The sequence below is a fragment of the Pseudomonas entomophila genome, from assembly GCF_029193575.1.
GTDB classification, from domain to species: domain Bacteria; phylum Pseudomonadota; class Gammaproteobacteria; order Pseudomonadales; family Pseudomonadaceae; genus Aquipseudomonas; species Aquipseudomonas entomophila_G.
Map to the genome: position 1 here is coordinate 63,620 of NZ_JARGCS010000029.1, position 14,299 is coordinate 77,918.

The window sequence follows — 14,299 nt, forward strand, 5'->3', positions numbered from 1 at the left end:
CGTCTTATGCCAATCATCAACAGCCAGGTCAAACCGTTCAACGCCACTGCCTACCACAACGGCGAATTCGTTCCGGTGAGCGAAGCCGACCTGAAAGGCAAATGGTCTGTGGTGTTCTTCTACCCGGCCGACTTCACGTTCGTCTGCCCGACCGAGCTGGGTGACCTCGCTGACAACTACGCCGAGTTCAAGAAGCTGGGCGTCGAGATCTACGGCGTGTCCACCGACACCCATTTCACCCACAAAGCCTGGCATGACACCTCGGAGACCATCGGCAAGATCCAGTACCCGCTGATCGGTGACCCGACCCACGTCATCTCGCGCAACTTCGACGTGCTGATCGAAGAAGCTGGCCTGGCCGATCGCGGTACCTTCGTGATCAACCCAGAAGGCCAGATCAAGATCGTCGAACTGAACGACGGTGGTGTCGGCCGTGACGCCAGCGAGCTGCTGCGCAAGGTCAAAGCTGCCCAGTACGTCGCCGCCCACCCGGGTGAAGTCTGCCCGGCCAAGTGGAAAGAAGGCGAAGCCACCCTGGCCCCTTCCCTGGACCTGGTCGGCAAGATCTAAGACCGTGCGCCAGATCCGGGCGGTGAGCAACCGCCACACCTGAGTTCGTCACCGCCCCGAAAAACGCCCGGGCGACCTCGCCTGGGCGTTTTTATTTACACGTTTGAAATCAAGGAATCGCCCGTATGTTGGACGCCACGCTTAAATCGCAACTCAAGACCTACCTGGAGCGGGTCACCCAGCCGATCGAGATCGTCGCTTCCCTCGACGACGGCGCGAAGTCCCGTGAATTGCACGACCTGCTGGTGGAAATCGCCGGCCTGTCGAACCTCATTACCTTGCGTGAGGACGGCAACGATGCACGTCGCCCGTCGTTCTCGCTCAACCGCCCAGGGGCGGAGATCAGCCTGCGCTTCGCCGGCATCCCCATGGGCCACGAATTCACCTCTCTGGTGCTGGCGCTGCTGCAAGTGGGTGGCCACCCCTCCAAGGCGAGCGCCGAAGTGATCGAGCAGATCCAGGCGATCGACGGTGAGTTCCTGTTCGAAACCTATTTCTCGCTGTCGTGCCAGAACTGCCCGGACGTGGTCCAGGCGCTGAACCTGATGGCAGTGCTCAACCCTAGTATCCGCCACGTGGCCATCGACGGCGCGCTGTTCCAGGACGAAGTCGAATCGCGCAAGATCATGGCAGTGCCCAGCATTTACCTGAACGGTGAAGTGTTCGGTCAGGGCCGCATGGGCCTGGAAGAGATCCTCGGCAAGATCGACACCAACGCCGGCAGCCGTCAGGCCGAGAAGATCAACGCCAAGGATGCCTTCGACGTACTGGTGGTCGGCGGTGGCCCGGCTGGCGCCGCAGCTGCCATCTATGCGGCGCGCAAAGGCATCCGTACCGGTGTCGCCGCCGAGCGTTTCGGCGGCCAGGTGCTCGACACCCTGGCCATCGAGAACTTCATCTCGGTGCAGGAGACCGAAGGGCCGAAGCTGGCCACGGCGCTGGAGGAGCACGTCAAGCAGTACGACGTGGACATCATGAACCTGCAACGCGGCGAAGCGCTGATTCCGGGCACCGATGGCGGCCTGCACGAAGTGCGCCTGGCCAGTGGCGCCTCGCTCAAGGCCAAGACCGTGATCCTTGCCACCGGTGCCCGCTGGCGCGAAATGAACGTGCCGGGCGAGCAGGAGTACCGCGCCCGAGGCGTGGCCTATTGCCCGCACTGCGATGGCCCGCTGTTCAAGGGCAAGCGCGTGGCGGTCATCGGTGGCGGCAACTCCGGCGTGGAAGCGGCCATCGACCTGGCCGGCATCGTTGCCCAGGTGACGCTGATCGAGTTCGACAGCCAGCTGCGCGCAGACGCCGTGTTGCAACGCAAGCTGCACAGCCTGCCGAACGTCAAGGTGATCACCAGCGCGCTGACCACCGAAGTGCTGGGCAATGGCGAGAAGGTCACCGGCCTGCGTTACAAGGACCGCACCACCGAGCAGGTGCATGCGCTGGAGCTCGAAGGCATCTTCGTGCAGATCGGCCTGCTGCCTAACACCGACTGGCTCAAGGGCACCGTTGAGTTGTCGCCGCGTGGCGAGATCATCGTCGATGCCAAGGGGCAGACCAGCATCCCTGGCGTGTTCGCCGCCGGTGACGTGACCACGGTGCCGTACAAGCAGATCGTGATTGCCGTGGGGGAGGGCGCGAAGGCCTCGCTGGCGGCCTTCGATCACCTGATCCGCACATCGGCGCCGGCCTGAGGCTGATCGCTGAACGGAAAAACGCCGCCCTTTCGTGAGAAAGGGCGGCGTTTTCGTTTGCCTGTGCTGGCCTTATCGCGGGGCAAGCCCGCCTCTACAAGGCAAGGGGCCGGTGAGGCCGGGGAACCAGGGGTGCCGAGGCTGTCTATCATTCAATGCAGGCCTTTACGGGAACCTCGACATGAACCTGATCAGCCGCGAACCCTGGTGGCTCGTCCCGCCAAAACCCGGTCAGCAGGAACAGGACCTGCACTGGGGCTATCTGGAAATCTACGGCGACGGCCGCACCGTGTTCGTCGACCAGCGCCCCAGCGACCAGGAACTGGCCGAGCGCAAGAGTTGCCGAAACTTCCCCGAGCCGGAATAGCGCCGGCTCAACCCTCCAACTGTGCCAGGCGCGCCTCCAGCGCGGCTATCCGGGCTTCCAGCGCCTCGATGCGCTCTTCCGACACGGCACCCCCAGGGCCACGCTCACCACCGTGCTGGCGCGCCGCGAGGATCGCCTCGATTTCCGCGGGGTCGCCCAGCGCATGGGTGTAGCGGTCTTCACGCTGGCCGGGCTGGCGCGGCAGGTGCAGGGCCAGCTCGCGAGACACCAGGCGGTCGAGCTGGTGCTGCACCTGCTCGGCGTCCTCGAAGTCATGCAGGCGGTTGCTGCGGGTCAGCAGCTCGTTGACCGTCTGTGGCCCGCGCAGGAACATCAACCCCAGCAGCACCAACTGCGCCGGCACCAGCTCCAGGGCCTTGTCGACCCGCTGCTCCCAACGGTCGGCGCGGCTGCCCATCTGCAGGCGCGTCATGTCCTGGCCCTCCAGCGCGCGCAGGGCCTGGCCGACCTGGCCGGGGGAAAGGTTCATCACCGGTTCACGGCTGGTCTTCTGGTTGCAGGCCAGGACCAGGGCATTGAGGGTCAGCGGGTAGGTTTCCGGGCTGGTGGCCTGCTTTTCGATCAGCGAGCCGAGGACGCGGATTTCGGTGCTGTTGAAGCGGCCTTCGCCTGCGGTTTCGTGTTCTGACATGGCCCTGTCTCACTTGCGGGGAAAAAGGCCCCTAGACTAGGCAATGCGCTGGGGTTAAGCAATCGAGGGCTGTGCGGGCCTCATCGTGGGGCAAGCCCGTTCCTACAGGTGAGGATTGTCGGGAACCTGAGCGGGCTTGCCCACGATTGGACTGCGCCGCAGCCACGCGTCAAGCGGTGCGACGCTCCATCGCCTGGCACGCCGCTGCGGTGAACAGCACATCGGTCGAGGAATTCAGCGCGGTTTCCGCCGAGTCCTGCAGCACACCGATGATGAACCCCACCGCCACCACCTGCATGGCCACCTCGCTGGGAATGCCGAACAGGCTGCACGCCAGCGGTATCAGCAGCAACGACCCCCCGGCCACGCCCGAGGCGCCACAGGCGCACACCGCTGCCACCACACTGAGCAGCACCGCCGTGGGCAGGTCCACGGCAATCCCCAGCGTGTGCACCGCAGCCAGGGTCAGCACGGTGATGGTGATCGCCGCCCCGGCCATGTTGATGGTCGCGCCCAGCGGTATCGACACCGAGTAGGTGTCCTCATGCAGCCCCAGGCGCTGCGACAGCGCCAGGTTGACCGGGATATTGGCCGCTGAGCTGCGGGTGAAGAACGCGGTGATGCCGCTCTCGCGCAGGCACAGCAGCACCAACGGGTAGGGGTTGCGGCGGATCTTCCAGAACACGATCAGCGGGTTGACCACCAGTGCCACGAACAGCATGCAGCCGATCAGCACCGCCAGCAGGTGCAGGTAGCCGAGCAGCGCGTCCAGGCCCGACTGTGCCAGGGTCGAGCTGACCAGGCCGAAGATCCCCAGCGGGGCGAAGCGGATCACCACACGCACGATCAGGGTCACGCCGTTGGACAGGTCCTCCACCACCTGGCGGGTGGTGTCGCCAGCATGGCGCAAGGCCACGCCCAGCCCGATGGCCCAGGTCAGGATGCCGATGAAGTTGGCGTTGAGCAGCGCCGCGACCGGGTTGTCCACGGCGCTCAGCAGCAGGTTCTGCAGCACCTCGGTGATGCCGCCTGGCGCGCTCAGGGTCGCGTCGCCAGTGTTGAGCACCAGTGCGGAAGGAAAGGCCATGCTGGCCACGACGGCCACTACCGCGGCGGCGAAAGTGCCCAGCAGGTACAGCCAGAGAATCGGGCGGATATGGGTTTCCTGGCCATGTCGGTGGTTGGCGATGGAGGCGATCACCAGGATGAACACCAACACCGGTGCCACCGCCTTCAGGGCGGAGACGAACACCTTGCCGAGGAATGCCAGGTCCCGGGCCACGGCGGGGGCGAGCACGGCCAGGGCAATGCCGGCGAGCAGGCCGATGACGATCTGGGTCACCAGGCTGGTGCGGTTGAGGAGGCGCAGAACGGGAGTCATGTGAAGCGGGATCTCGGGTTTGAACAAACCGGCGATTCTAGCACAGCGCGGTGTAGGCACTTTCTGGGTGCTTCGCGGGTATCGTCCGTTACCAGTTGAACAGCTCGCGCCGCGCCCCCTCGGTAATCGCCACGATCCCTGGGTGCTTGACCTTGCGCTCCACCGAGATGGCGTAGAACGACTCGTGGACCGCCTCGGTTTGCCCGATCAGCGTCACCCCGTACTGGCGGCATACTTCGTCGGCGATCACGCTGGGCGCGACGAAGATGCCGCTGCCGGACTGGCCGAAGGCCTGCATCAGGGCGCTGTCGTCGAACTCGCCGACGATCCGCGGTTGCACTTGCTGCTCGGCCAGCCAGCGCAGCAACCGGCTGCGGACCACGGTTTCCTGGCCAGGCACCAGCAGCGGCGCGTCGTCCAGGCAGGCAGGGAAGGGCAGGGTGAGGCGCTGGGCCAGGGTCGGTGTGGCGAAGAAACTCAGGCCGCATTCGCCGAGTTTCTGGCTGTAGCCCTTGATGTCCAGGTGGTTGGGCATGGGGCTGTCGGAGATCACCAGGTCCAGGCGCTGGATCGCCAGGTCCGCGAGCAGGCGTTCGAGTTTGTCTTCGCGGCAATTGATGCGCAGCACTTCGTCCAGTTCCATGGTCGGCGCCAGCAGACGGTAGACGATGGACTTGGGCACCACGTCGGCGACCCCCACGCGGAACAGGATCTGTTCCTGGGGGCCGGCGCGCAGCAGGGTCTCCAGCTCGCTGCCGATCTGGAACATCTGCTCGGCATAGGCCAGGGTCTGGCGCCCGGTTTCGGTCAGTTCCAGTTGCCGACCCACGCGTTGGAACAGCTCCAGATTGTAGGTTTGCTCGAACAGGCTGATCTGGCCGCTGATGGTCTGTGGCGTCAGGTTTAGTTGTTCGCTGGCGCGGGTGATGCTGCCGGTGCGCGCCACCACCCAGAAATAGTGGAGCTGACGATAATTGAGCATGGCGTTGGCTCACTTCGGAAAACTCGAAGTATAACCGCTAAAAATACGAATTTTCCTGAAGTATTCGCCTCTCTAGAATGCGTTCCATCAGGCGCCGCGCGCGCCGACGGAACATCGACAAGCGAGGACCCCATGCTACAACTGAAATCCATAGGCACGCCGCTGGTGCTGGCCCTGGCGCTGTTCGCCATGGCTGGTTGCGACCAGGCCGAGAAATCCGCCCAGCAGATGCTCGACCAGGCCGCCGAGTCGGCCAAGCAGGCTATCGACAAGACCAACGAAGCCGCGCAGCAGGCCCTGAGTGACGCCATCGGCAACGATGGCCAGAAGGCCAAGGACAGCGACGACAAGAACACCACCCAGGACATCTGAGCGAAGGAACATTAAATGGAATACTTGCTGGAACTGGCCGCGAGCCCGACCGCGTGGATTGCCCTGGCCACCCTGGTGGCCATGGAAGTCGTCCTCGGCATCGACAACCTGATCTTCATCTCCATCCTCACCAACAAGCTGCCTATGGAGTACCGCTCCAAGGCGCGGCGCATTGGTATCAGCATGGCGCTGATCATGCGCCTGGCGCTGCTCAGCACCGTGGCGTGGATCGTTCAGCTGACCGACCCGGTCATCGAGCTGTTTGGCAACGCGTTCTCGTGGAAGGACATGATCCTGATCGCTGGTGGCCTGTTCCTGCTGTGGAAGGCGACCAAGGAGATCCATGAAAGCGTCGACCCGCATGGCGCCAAGGAAGAGTCCAAGGTCTCCTCCACCGTCACGCTGGGCTTCGCGGCGGCAATCTTCCAGATCCTGCTGCTGGACATCGTGTTCTCGGTCGACAGCATCATCACCGCCGTGGGCATGACCGAGCACCTGCCGATCATGATCATCGCCGTGATCACCGCCGTGATCGTGATGCTGGTGGCGGCCGACCCGCTGGCCAACTTCATCAACGACAACCCGACCGTGGTAATGCTGGCCCTGGGCTTCCTGATCATGATCGGCATGACGCTGATCGCCGAAGGCTTCGGTGCCCATGTGCCGAAAGGCTATGTGTATGCGGCGATGGCGTTCTCGACGGCCATCGAGGTGCTGAACATCCTGGCGCGCCGCGCGCGGTTGAAGCGCGAGGCCACTGAAGGGTGACGCAGAAAGGGGGGCTGAATGCCCCCCAATCCTTGTAGGAGTGGCCTTGCCCGCGATAGGGCGCTCAGTTCAATGCGCCCCAGCGTGCCGCCGCGCGCGTCGCACGGGCTGTTTGGGCAGGGCTTTTGGCGGGGCGTGATGGTGGGCATGGCGCCTTACGATGCGCAGTACCCCCCACAGCATGGCGGCTGCGACGCTGAGCCACATGCCGACCAGCATCAGGATTGCCATTGTCAGGCTCATGTGTGCCTCCTTCTCTCAGGCAAGCTGCGCGCTCGCCTTCCAGACACAGCTTTAGTCTAGCTTGCCCTGCATGACGTTCCATTGACCAAAGGTCTATCCCTTGGGTCGATTCGCTCCAAGCCCGTCACAGGCTATACCCGCGCCCGCTGGCGGCCTATGATCGGTGCCCAGGGCCGGGTGCCATCTGCCTGGCGTTGAGACAAGCGAGTGTCCATGCCGCAACATTCCCTCCTATCGATGGTCGTCGCGCCACGCCGGCTGCTGGCCGCATGCCTGGTGGCCGCAAGCCTCGCCGGCTGCGCCAGCGCACCACCGGCCGCGCTCAAGGGCTTGCCGCAACGGGTCGAGATCAGCAGCGTGCCGTTCTATGCCGGCACCGCCAACGCCAGTGGCTCTATCGCATTGGCCGAGCTTCTCTCCCAACAGGGCGTGCGTATTACGCCTGGGCTATTGGACAAACCGTTGAGCTTGCCCCAGGGCGTCGCGTCGTTGGAAACCGCCATCCCTCGCGTCGCGCGCGAGTACGGCATGCTGGTCTACCCGTTGGATAAACACTTGGATGCGCTGCTGACCCAAGTGGCGGCGGGCAACCCAGTGTTGCTGCGCTATCACGACGGGGCGGCGCTGTGGGGGGAACCCCGTTATGCGGTGCTGATCGGCTATGACCGCTACAAGCAACGGGTGCTGCTGCGTTCGGGGATGAAGCGTCGGCAGGTGCTGGACTTCGATGAGTTCCAGTCGGCATGGGAGAAGGAGGGCAGTTGGGCGGTGCTGGTGCAGTCGCCGCGCCAGTTGCCGGCCCAGGTGGACCGCCAGCGCTGGTTGCAGGCTGCCGACGACTTGGCGCGGGCAGGCCAGGAGATTGCCGCAAAACAGGCGGTCAGCACCCTGGGTCGCTAAAAGCATCGCGGGGCAAGCCCGCTCCCACAGGACGTGTTGTGCCTGTGGGAGCGGGCTTGCCCCGCGATGGCGTCAGTACAGCCAACCCATCAACCGGACCGATCAGATCCCCAGGCGGTCGCGCAGGCTGTAGTACCAGGCCCCCAGCGCACTGAACGGCACGCGCAGCAGTTGCCCGCCCGGGAACGGATAGTGCGGCAGCTCGGCGAACGCATCGAAGCGCTCGGCTTGGCCGCGCAGCGCCTCGGCCAGCACCTTGCCGGCCAGGTGGGTATAGGTCACGCCGTGGCCCGAGCAGCCCTGCGAGTAGTAGATGTTGTCGCCGATGCGACCAACCTGCGGCAGGCGCGACAGGGTCAGCAGGAAGTTGCCGGTCCAGGCGAAGTCGATCTTCACATCCTTGAGCTGCGGGAAGGCCTTGAGCATCTTCGGACGAATGATCGCTTCGATGTTCGCCGGGTCGCGCGCGCCGTAGACCACGCCACCGCCGAAGATCAGGCGCTTGTCGCCGGTCAGGCGGTAGTAGTCGAGCAGGTAGTTGCAGTCTTCGACGCAGTAGTCCTGCGGCAGCAGGGTACGGGCCAGCTCGTCGCTCAGCGGCTCGGTGGTGATCACTTGGGTGCCGCACGGCATCGACTTGGCGGCCAGTTCAGGCACTAGGTTGCCCAGGTAGGCGTTGCCGGCGACGATGATGAACTTGGCGCGCACCTTGCCCTGGGGGGTGTGCACCACCGGGTTGGCGCCACGCTCGATGCGCACGGCCGGGGTCTGCTCATAGATGATGCCGCCCAGCGACTCGACCGCGGCGGCTTCGCCCAGGGCCAGGTTCAGCGGGTGGATGTGGCCGCCGCTCATGTCCAGCATGCCGCCGACATAGTTGTCGCAGGCGACCACTTCACGGATGCGCTTCTGGTCCATCAGCTCCAGCTGGGTGTGGCCGAAGCGTTCCCACAGGCGCTTTTGCGATTCCAGATGACCCATCTGCTTGCTGGTGAGGGCGGCGAACACGCCACCGTCCTTGAGGTCGCACTGGATGTTGTACTTGGCCACGCGCTCACGGATGATGCGGCCGCCTTCGAAAGCCATCTGGCCCAGCAATTGCGCTTGCTTGGGGCCGACGGTGCGCTCGATGACGTCGATGTCGCGGCTGTAGCTGTTGACGATCTGGCCACCGTTGCGGCCCGACGCGCCGAAGCCGACCTTTGCGGCTTCGACGATGCTCACCTTGAAGCCGTTCTCCAGCAGGAACAGGGCGCTGGACAGGCCGGTGTAGCCGGCGCCGATGATGCAGATGTCGGTTTCCACCTCACCCTGCAGCGCCGGACGTGGCGGCACCGGGTTGGCCGAGGCGGCGTAGTAGGACTGGGGGTAGGGGGTATTGGGCATGCTCGAGAAACCTCGTGTTTTATATTTTTAACGAATGTACCGATGCTATCAATAATAATAAACACCCGCTAGTCGTATGGTGAAAATCCTTTACGCACGGCCAATCGCCAACTTCTATAGCAAATATTTTTAGAATCAGTGAGTTAGCGCAAAAAAAAGAGTTGACACCTGATCCGAACCGCGTAGAATGCGCCCACATCGACAGGCACATAGCTCAGTTGGTTAGAGCACCACCTTGACATGGTGGGGGTCGTTGGTTCGAGTCCAATTGTGCCTACCAAATCGAAAAGGGGCGATCCGCAAGGATCGCCCCTTTTGCATTTTCAAAAAGCAATTGTCCTCCCCTTCGACCGGGATGGCGCCGGACGCGCCAGCGAGGGTGGCCCTGATGGCGCCCTCCCGGGGCCAGTCCGCTCCTGCAAGGGGGCGGTGAAGATGCAAAGTTTTTGATTTTTTTGAAAAAAACGCTTTACAGGTGTGCATTGCTCCCCTAATATGCGCGCCACACGACAGGCACATAGCTCAGTTGGTTAGAGCACCACCTTGACATGGTGGGGGTCGTTGGTTCGAGTCCAATTGTGCCTACCAAATCAGAAGAGGGCGATCCGCAAGGGTCGCCCTTTTTGCATTCTGCCTCTCGCCAGACACAGCCTGCGACAGCCTGGCCGTCGGCGGTCGAGGGCCGCCATGCTAGAATCCGGCCCTTCGAATCAGGAGATGGATACGTGCGCAAACTGGCGGTGGTAGTGGCGGTGCTGGCCCTGGCTGGCTGTGAGAATGAGGTCGAGGGCGTGCACAAGCAGGTGGCTGAACACCTGGGCAACCCCAGCAAGGCCAAGTTCGCCAACGTGCGGATCGACACCCAGGGCACCATCTGCGGGCAGGTACGCGACAAGGATGAGGCTGGGCAATACACCGCCTACCGCAGCTACGTGGCGATCAAGCGCAACGGCCAGTACGACATCATCGTCGACGACACGGGCAACAACCTGCGTATCCGCGAGGCCTGTGGCGGCGCCGACCTGCAGCGCCGCGCCGACGCCCTGGCCGACCAGCCGGCCCCCGAGGGCTGGGATGTCGAGGTGATCCAAGGCGCCAACATGGGCGCGCTCAGCGATATGACCGCGCGTTTGATCGAGAAGGGCATCCCGTCCTCGGTCGAATACCGCGACGGTAAGCCGGTGGTGTTGATGGGGCCTTTCCCCACCAAGGCCGAGGCCGATGCGCGCAAGGCCGACGTGATGGGGCGTCTGGGCACCGACTCGATCGTCATCCAGCACGGCGCTTCACGCTGATCCGCCACCCCTGGCGCCCGGGCCTTCGTGCCTGGGCGTTTTCGTTTCTGCCCCGGCCGCGACAACGAACCGGCACTGGCCTTGTACAAACGCCATGACTTTGAATTTGCTCGACTATGCTTTGCCTGAGGGTGTTCTTACCGATGTGCTGGCCATGGCGCTCGGTGGCAATGCGAAGGTTGAGTGGGGAGGCGTCATGTCTAGCCTGGAGCGGGCGATCGAAGTGGCAACCAGGGCCCATCAAGGGCAGTTCGACAAGGGCGGAGCGGCCTACATCCTCCACCCGTTGCGGGTGATGATGCGGGTCAGCACGCCGGAGCAGCGCATCGTCGCGGTGTTGCACGACGTGCTGGAAGACACGCCGTTGACCCTCTCGGACCTTGCCCGTGAAGGCTTTCCGCTGAAGATACTCGCCGCGCTACTGGCCCTGAGTCGGCGCCAGGGCGAGCCCTATGAGGACTTTGTGGTGCGCCTGGGGAGCGATCCGTTGGCGCGCCTGGTCAAGCTGGCCGACCTGGCCGATAACAGCGACCTTTCGCGCATTCCTTGCCCGGGGCCGGCAGACCTCGCCCGGCTCAACCGCTACCGCGAGGCCAGCGCCTACCTGCAAGCCCTGGCCTGAGGCTTCATTCCAGTTCTGCAGAGTCGCCCAGCGTGGCCATGCAGTCGTCCATCAACTGGTGCAGCGCCAGCGTGCGCTCTGGCCCCAGTTGCGCATGCAGGGCTTCCTGAGCCGCCTGCCACGCTCGGCTGCCTTCCTCCTGTTTCAGGCGGCCTTCTTCGGTAATCAGCACTGCCCGGCTGCGCGCGTCGCCGCCAGCGCCGATGCTCAGCCAGCCGTGGGCCACTAGCGGCTGCATGTTGCGCGTCAAGGTCGAGGGTTCCATCTGCATGGCCTTGGCCAGTTCCCCGGGGCGCAGCGGCCCGAGCCGCAGCACGTGGGATAGCAATGCGTACTGGGTGTTCTTCAGGCCGATCGACGCCAACTGCTGGTCGTAGTGGCGGGTGATGGTGCGCGTGAGTTGGCGCAACTTCAGGTTGGTGCAGCCGAGTGGCTTGATAGGTGTGTTCATGTGGATTATTGTACCTACAACAGTTGCATATGCAACTATAGGGGCGGCACCACGGGTCACCTGGGTGCCTGCCGGAAAAAGTGGGTTCCATTATTCAGGAGCGGCTATGCGTTATGCACCTTTTGGCAACACCGGGCTTCAACTTTCCCAATTGGCCCTGGGCACTGGCAACTTTGGCACCGCCTGGGGCCATGGCGCCGACCTCGATGCCTGCGTGGCGATGCTCGACGCCTACCTGGAAGCGGGCGGCAATGTGGTCGATACCGCCGACATCTACCAGTTCGGCGAATCCGAGTCGCGGCTCGGCGAGTTGCTGGCAGGGCGGCGGGATGATGTGTTGCTGGCAAGCAAGTTCACTCAAGGCGCTTCGCCCACTGCAGGCCCGCTGGTCACCGGTAACAGCCGCAAGGCCATGGTCACTTCGCTGGAGGCCAGCCTCAAGCGACTGAGGACCGACCGTATCGACCTGTACTGGGTGCACTTCCCTGACGACGTCACGCCCATCGAAGAGCTGGTGCGCGGCCTGGAGGACCTGTCGCGTGCCGGCAAGGTGCTGTATGTCGGGCTGTCCAACTTCTCTGCGTGGCGCTTGGCCCAGGCAGCCACCTATGCGCAGTTGGCGCGGGCCGTGCCGATCGCCGCAGCGCAATTCGAGCACAGCCTGGTGCGGCGCGAGTGCGAGTTGGACCTGTTCCCGGCCTGTCGGGCATTGGGGGTTGGCATGATGACCTATTCGCCGCTCGGGGGTGGCATGTTGACCGGCAAGTATCGCAAGGGTGAGGTCGGGCGTGCCGAGGGTTTGGGTGGCAAGGTGTTCCAGGCGGAAAATTCGGCGCAGCGCAGCGCGATTCTCGATACTTTGCTGGCGGTGGCCGAGGAGGTGGCGGCGCCGGCGGACCAAGTGGCGATCGCCTGGGCGGCGATTCATGGCTCGACGCCGCTGATCGGGCCGCGCTCCCTGGCGCAGTTGAAGTCCAACCTGGCGGCGGCCCAGTTGACGCTGTCCAAGGAGCAGGTGCGGCGCTTGGATGAGGTGAGCCGGGTGGTCTGAGAGCGGCCGGGCCCGCTTCCTGTGGGAGCGGGCTTGCCCGGCGATGAGGCCGCTTAACGCTGCCTCCCTATTTGCAGTTCCCCGCCTTCCGATAACCCGCCGCCTGCGCCTGGGTCTCTGACTCGAAACTCACCTGGTTCTTGGTCGACACCTGGGCATACCCCGGGCAGCCGCTGGGCAGGTGATACAGATGGCTCTTCTGGTTGCCGATGATTGCGCCGGCCGCTGGCGTCGCATTGCCGGCCTTGGCCAGCGTTGCCTGCGCGGCGGGCTTGGGTGCAGGCGTGGCGATCCCGCTGGCCACCCCGTCGGCCACCGGCTTGTAGCCAGGCGTCCAGCTGCGCTCGCCGGTCACGAACGGGTTGGAGTGCCCCATGATCGCAGCGATGCGCCGGTCGCGCTCGCGTTCCCACTGGCTCACCGGGTGCTGCTTGTCCCAGGCCATCAACAGCTGTTGCTGCTGGCGCGACATGCTCAGGTTATAGCGGTCGTACATGTAGAACGTGGTGCGTGCCACCAGACCCTTGACCTCATCGCGCGGCTCGGCGGCGCGTTGGTTGAAGTCCACGCGGGTCTGGCATTGGCCGTACTGTGGGCCAACGCCCGAGGCCATGCCATAGTTGAAGTTGCTGCGGTCGCCGTTGACCTCGCCCACGGCGGGGTAGAGGTTGAACAGGTTGGCTTCCATGGCGCGGAACACCGGGTCGTCGTCGGCGCAGTGTTCGCGGCCGCCGTTCTTCCAGCACTGGCGCTGATGGCCCAGTGTCCAGGCCGGCACGATATGTTCCCACTCGGTGCGCTCGGCGCGGCTCTGCTGCTTGCGGGTCTGGTAGCCGCACGAGGCTGGGTCGACGCGTCCGCCCGACTTGCCCACCCAGGTCCATTTGCAGCCGCAGTAGAGCTCGCCCATGGCACTGTTGGCCTGGTCGAGGTAGACCTTCTGCTTGGCCACGACCTTGGCTTCGGAGAAGGTCGCTGGCGGATTGGAGAATGCGGGTGGGATAAAGGCAAATGCCAGGGTCATGGCATACAACAGTCTTTTCATGAGGGCGTGGCGTGTCAGTCAAAGGGGTGGAAAGTAGTGGCATGCAGCCGGGTGATGAAGCAGGTCAGTCGTCCTTCGGGACCGTCCAGAACAGTTGCACGCCGCCGTCGTCTCGGTGGGCGAGGGTGACGTTGTCGTTCTCGGCGATTTCTTCGAGCAAGGTGGCCCAGTCGTCGGGCGACTCGTGCTCCAGGCGAAAGATCAGCGCGGCACGGCTGCGCTGGGCAGTGGGGCTGTTGATGATTTTCTGGATGCGCATGCCCAGCTGCTCATAGCTGCTGGGCGTGGCTGCAGGGGAGCTGGCCATCGGCTTTTCCTTGTTTTGCTGTATGTGTGTACAGTATTTGACTGTAGGTTATTTCGCAACAGCTGGTAAGTCGGAAAGCGCATATGACCGTACTTCAGGGATTTGTTCCGTAGATGTGCGCACTGATTCACGGCGGTATGCGCGTTGCCGTGGTATTTGCGGAGCGGGCGTGCCGCCTGTATCGACACCACAAAATCACCTATTATTCGGGAATCCGAA

Annotated in this window: 17 protein-coding genes and 2 tRNA genes; 11 read left to right on the plus strand and 8 right to left on the minus strand. The window is 63.9% G+C overall.

Features of this window, described 5'->3' with window-relative positions; all coding sequences use genetic code 11:
- The first annotated feature begins 6 nt into the window (after positions 1-6).
- The 3 genes from ahpC to P0Y43_RS13145 all read left to right on the plus strand — a co-directional run bounded on the left by ahpC (position 7) and on the right by P0Y43_RS13145 (position 2,625).
- A complete protein-coding gene (gene ahpC / locus P0Y43_RS13135; RefSeq protein ID WP_043861743.1) occupies positions 7-570 on the plus strand; it encodes an alkyl hydroperoxide reductase subunit C in 564 nt (187 codons plus the stop codon).
- A gap of 125 nt (positions 571-695) precedes the next feature.
- Complete coding sequence (gene ahpF, locus P0Y43_RS13140; protein ID WP_275637685.1) at positions 696-2,258, plus strand: alkyl hydroperoxide reductase subunit F; 1,563 nt, start codon at positions 696-698, stop codon at positions 2,256-2,258.
- A gap of 181 nt (positions 2,259-2,439) precedes the next feature.
- A complete protein-coding gene (locus P0Y43_RS13145) occupies positions 2,440-2,625 on the plus strand; it encodes a hypothetical protein (RefSeq protein ID WP_275637686.1) in 186 nt (61 codons plus the stop codon).
- A gap of 7 nt (positions 2,626-2,632) precedes the next feature.
- On the opposite strand, the gene P0Y43_RS13150 is transcribed toward P0Y43_RS13145, so the two are convergent.
- From P0Y43_RS13150 to nhaR, 3 genes are all read right to left on the minus strand, one after another.
- On the minus strand, positions 2,633-3,277 hold the full coding sequence (locus P0Y43_RS13150) for a YceH family protein (RefSeq protein WP_275637687.1): 645 nt from the start codon (positions 3,275-3,277) through the stop codon (positions 2,633-2,635).
- A 169-nt stretch (positions 3,278-3,446) separates the two neighbouring features.
- Positions 3,447-4,658, minus strand: a complete 1,212-nt coding sequence (gene sstT / locus P0Y43_RS13155) for a serine/threonine transporter SstT (protein WP_275637688.1) — start codon at positions 4,656-4,658, stop codon at positions 3,447-3,449.
- An 88-nt stretch (positions 4,659-4,746) separates the two neighbouring features.
- On the minus strand, positions 4,747-5,640 hold the full coding sequence (gene nhaR / locus P0Y43_RS13160) for a transcriptional activator NhaR (RefSeq protein ID WP_275637689.1): 894 nt from the start codon (positions 5,638-5,640) through the stop codon (positions 4,747-4,749).
- 132 nt (positions 5,641-5,772) lie between these two features.
- On the opposite strand from nhaR, the gene P0Y43_RS13165 reads away from it, so the two are divergent.
- Together P0Y43_RS13165 and P0Y43_RS13170 are read left to right on the plus strand one after the other, a co-directional pair.
- A complete protein-coding gene (locus tag P0Y43_RS13165) occupies positions 5,773-6,012 on the plus strand; it encodes a hypothetical protein (protein WP_275637690.1) in 240 nt (79 codons plus the stop codon).
- A 15-nt stretch (positions 6,013-6,027) separates the two neighbouring features.
- Positions 6,028-6,780 (plus strand): TerC family protein, encoded by a 753-nt coding sequence (locus tag P0Y43_RS13170; RefSeq protein WP_275637691.1) that lies wholly within the window; start codon positions 6,028-6,030, stop codon positions 6,778-6,780.
- Between the two features lie 69 nt (positions 6,781-6,849).
- Here P0Y43_RS13170 and P0Y43_RS13175 read toward each other — a convergent pair whose 3' ends face one another.
- Complete coding sequence (locus P0Y43_RS13175; RefSeq protein ID WP_275637692.1) at positions 6,850-7,023, minus strand: hypothetical protein; 174 nt, start codon at positions 7,021-7,023, stop codon at positions 6,850-6,852.
- Positions 7,024-7,236: 213 nt separating this feature from the next.
- Here P0Y43_RS13175 and P0Y43_RS13180 point away from each other — a divergent pair, with 213 nt between their 5' ends.
- Positions 7,237-7,923 carry a peptidase C39 family protein gene (locus P0Y43_RS13180; RefSeq protein WP_275637693.1) on the plus strand — a complete coding sequence of 229 codons (687 nt, stop codon included), beginning with the start codon at positions 7,237-7,239 and terminating at the stop codon, positions 7,921-7,923.
- A 102-nt stretch (positions 7,924-8,025) separates the two neighbouring features.
- Here the strand turns inward: P0Y43_RS13180 and P0Y43_RS13185 are convergent, their stop codons facing one another.
- A complete protein-coding gene (locus P0Y43_RS13185; protein WP_275637694.1) occupies positions 8,026-9,309 on the minus strand; it encodes an NAD(P)/FAD-dependent oxidoreductase in 1,284 nt (427 codons plus the stop codon).
- A 203-nt stretch (positions 9,310-9,512) separates the two neighbouring features.
- Between P0Y43_RS13185 and P0Y43_RS13190 the strand changes: the two genes are divergently transcribed.
- From P0Y43_RS13190 to P0Y43_RS13205, 4 genes are all read left to right on the plus strand, one after another.
- A tRNA-Val gene (locus P0Y43_RS13190) sits at positions 9,513-9,589 on the plus strand.
- Positions 9,590-9,820: 231 nt separating this feature from the next.
- Positions 9,821-9,897 (plus strand) — tRNA-Val (locus P0Y43_RS13195).
- 137 nt (positions 9,898-10,034) lie between these two features.
- Entirely contained in the window at positions 10,035-10,604 is a 570-nt protein-coding gene (locus P0Y43_RS13200; RefSeq protein WP_275637695.1) for an SPOR domain-containing protein, read from the plus strand.
- 196 nt (positions 10,605-10,800) lie between these two features.
- Positions 10,801-11,226, plus strand: coding sequence for a GTP pyrophosphokinase (locus P0Y43_RS13205; protein WP_275637696.1), 426 nt, complete (start codon positions 10,801-10,803; stop codon positions 11,224-11,226).
- A 4-nt stretch (positions 11,227-11,230) separates the two neighbouring features.
- Here the strand turns inward: P0Y43_RS13205 and P0Y43_RS13210 are convergent, their stop codons facing one another.
- Positions 11,231-11,677 (minus strand): MarR family winged helix-turn-helix transcriptional regulator, encoded by a 447-nt coding sequence (locus P0Y43_RS13210; protein WP_275637697.1) that lies wholly within the window; start codon positions 11,675-11,677, stop codon positions 11,231-11,233.
- A 106-nt stretch (positions 11,678-11,783) separates the two neighbouring features.
- On the opposite strand from P0Y43_RS13210, the gene P0Y43_RS13215 reads away from it, so the two are divergent.
- Positions 11,784-12,728 carry an aldo/keto reductase gene (locus P0Y43_RS13215; protein WP_275637698.1) on the plus strand — a complete coding sequence of 315 codons (945 nt, stop codon included), beginning with the start codon at positions 11,784-11,786 and terminating at the stop codon, positions 12,726-12,728.
- A gap of 67 nt (positions 12,729-12,795) precedes the next feature.
- Here the strand turns inward: P0Y43_RS13215 and P0Y43_RS13220 are convergent, their stop codons facing one another.
- Both P0Y43_RS13220 and P0Y43_RS13225 read right to left on the minus strand, forming a co-directional pair.
- Entirely contained in the window at positions 12,796-13,773 is a 978-nt protein-coding gene (locus tag P0Y43_RS13220) for an endonuclease (protein WP_275637699.1), read from the minus strand.
- Positions 13,774-13,837: 64 nt separating this feature from the next.
- Positions 13,838-14,080, minus strand: a complete 243-nt coding sequence (locus P0Y43_RS13225; protein ID WP_275637700.1) for a DUF1654 domain-containing protein — start codon at positions 14,078-14,080, stop codon at positions 13,838-13,840.
- Positions 14,081-14,299 lie beyond the last annotated feature (219 nt).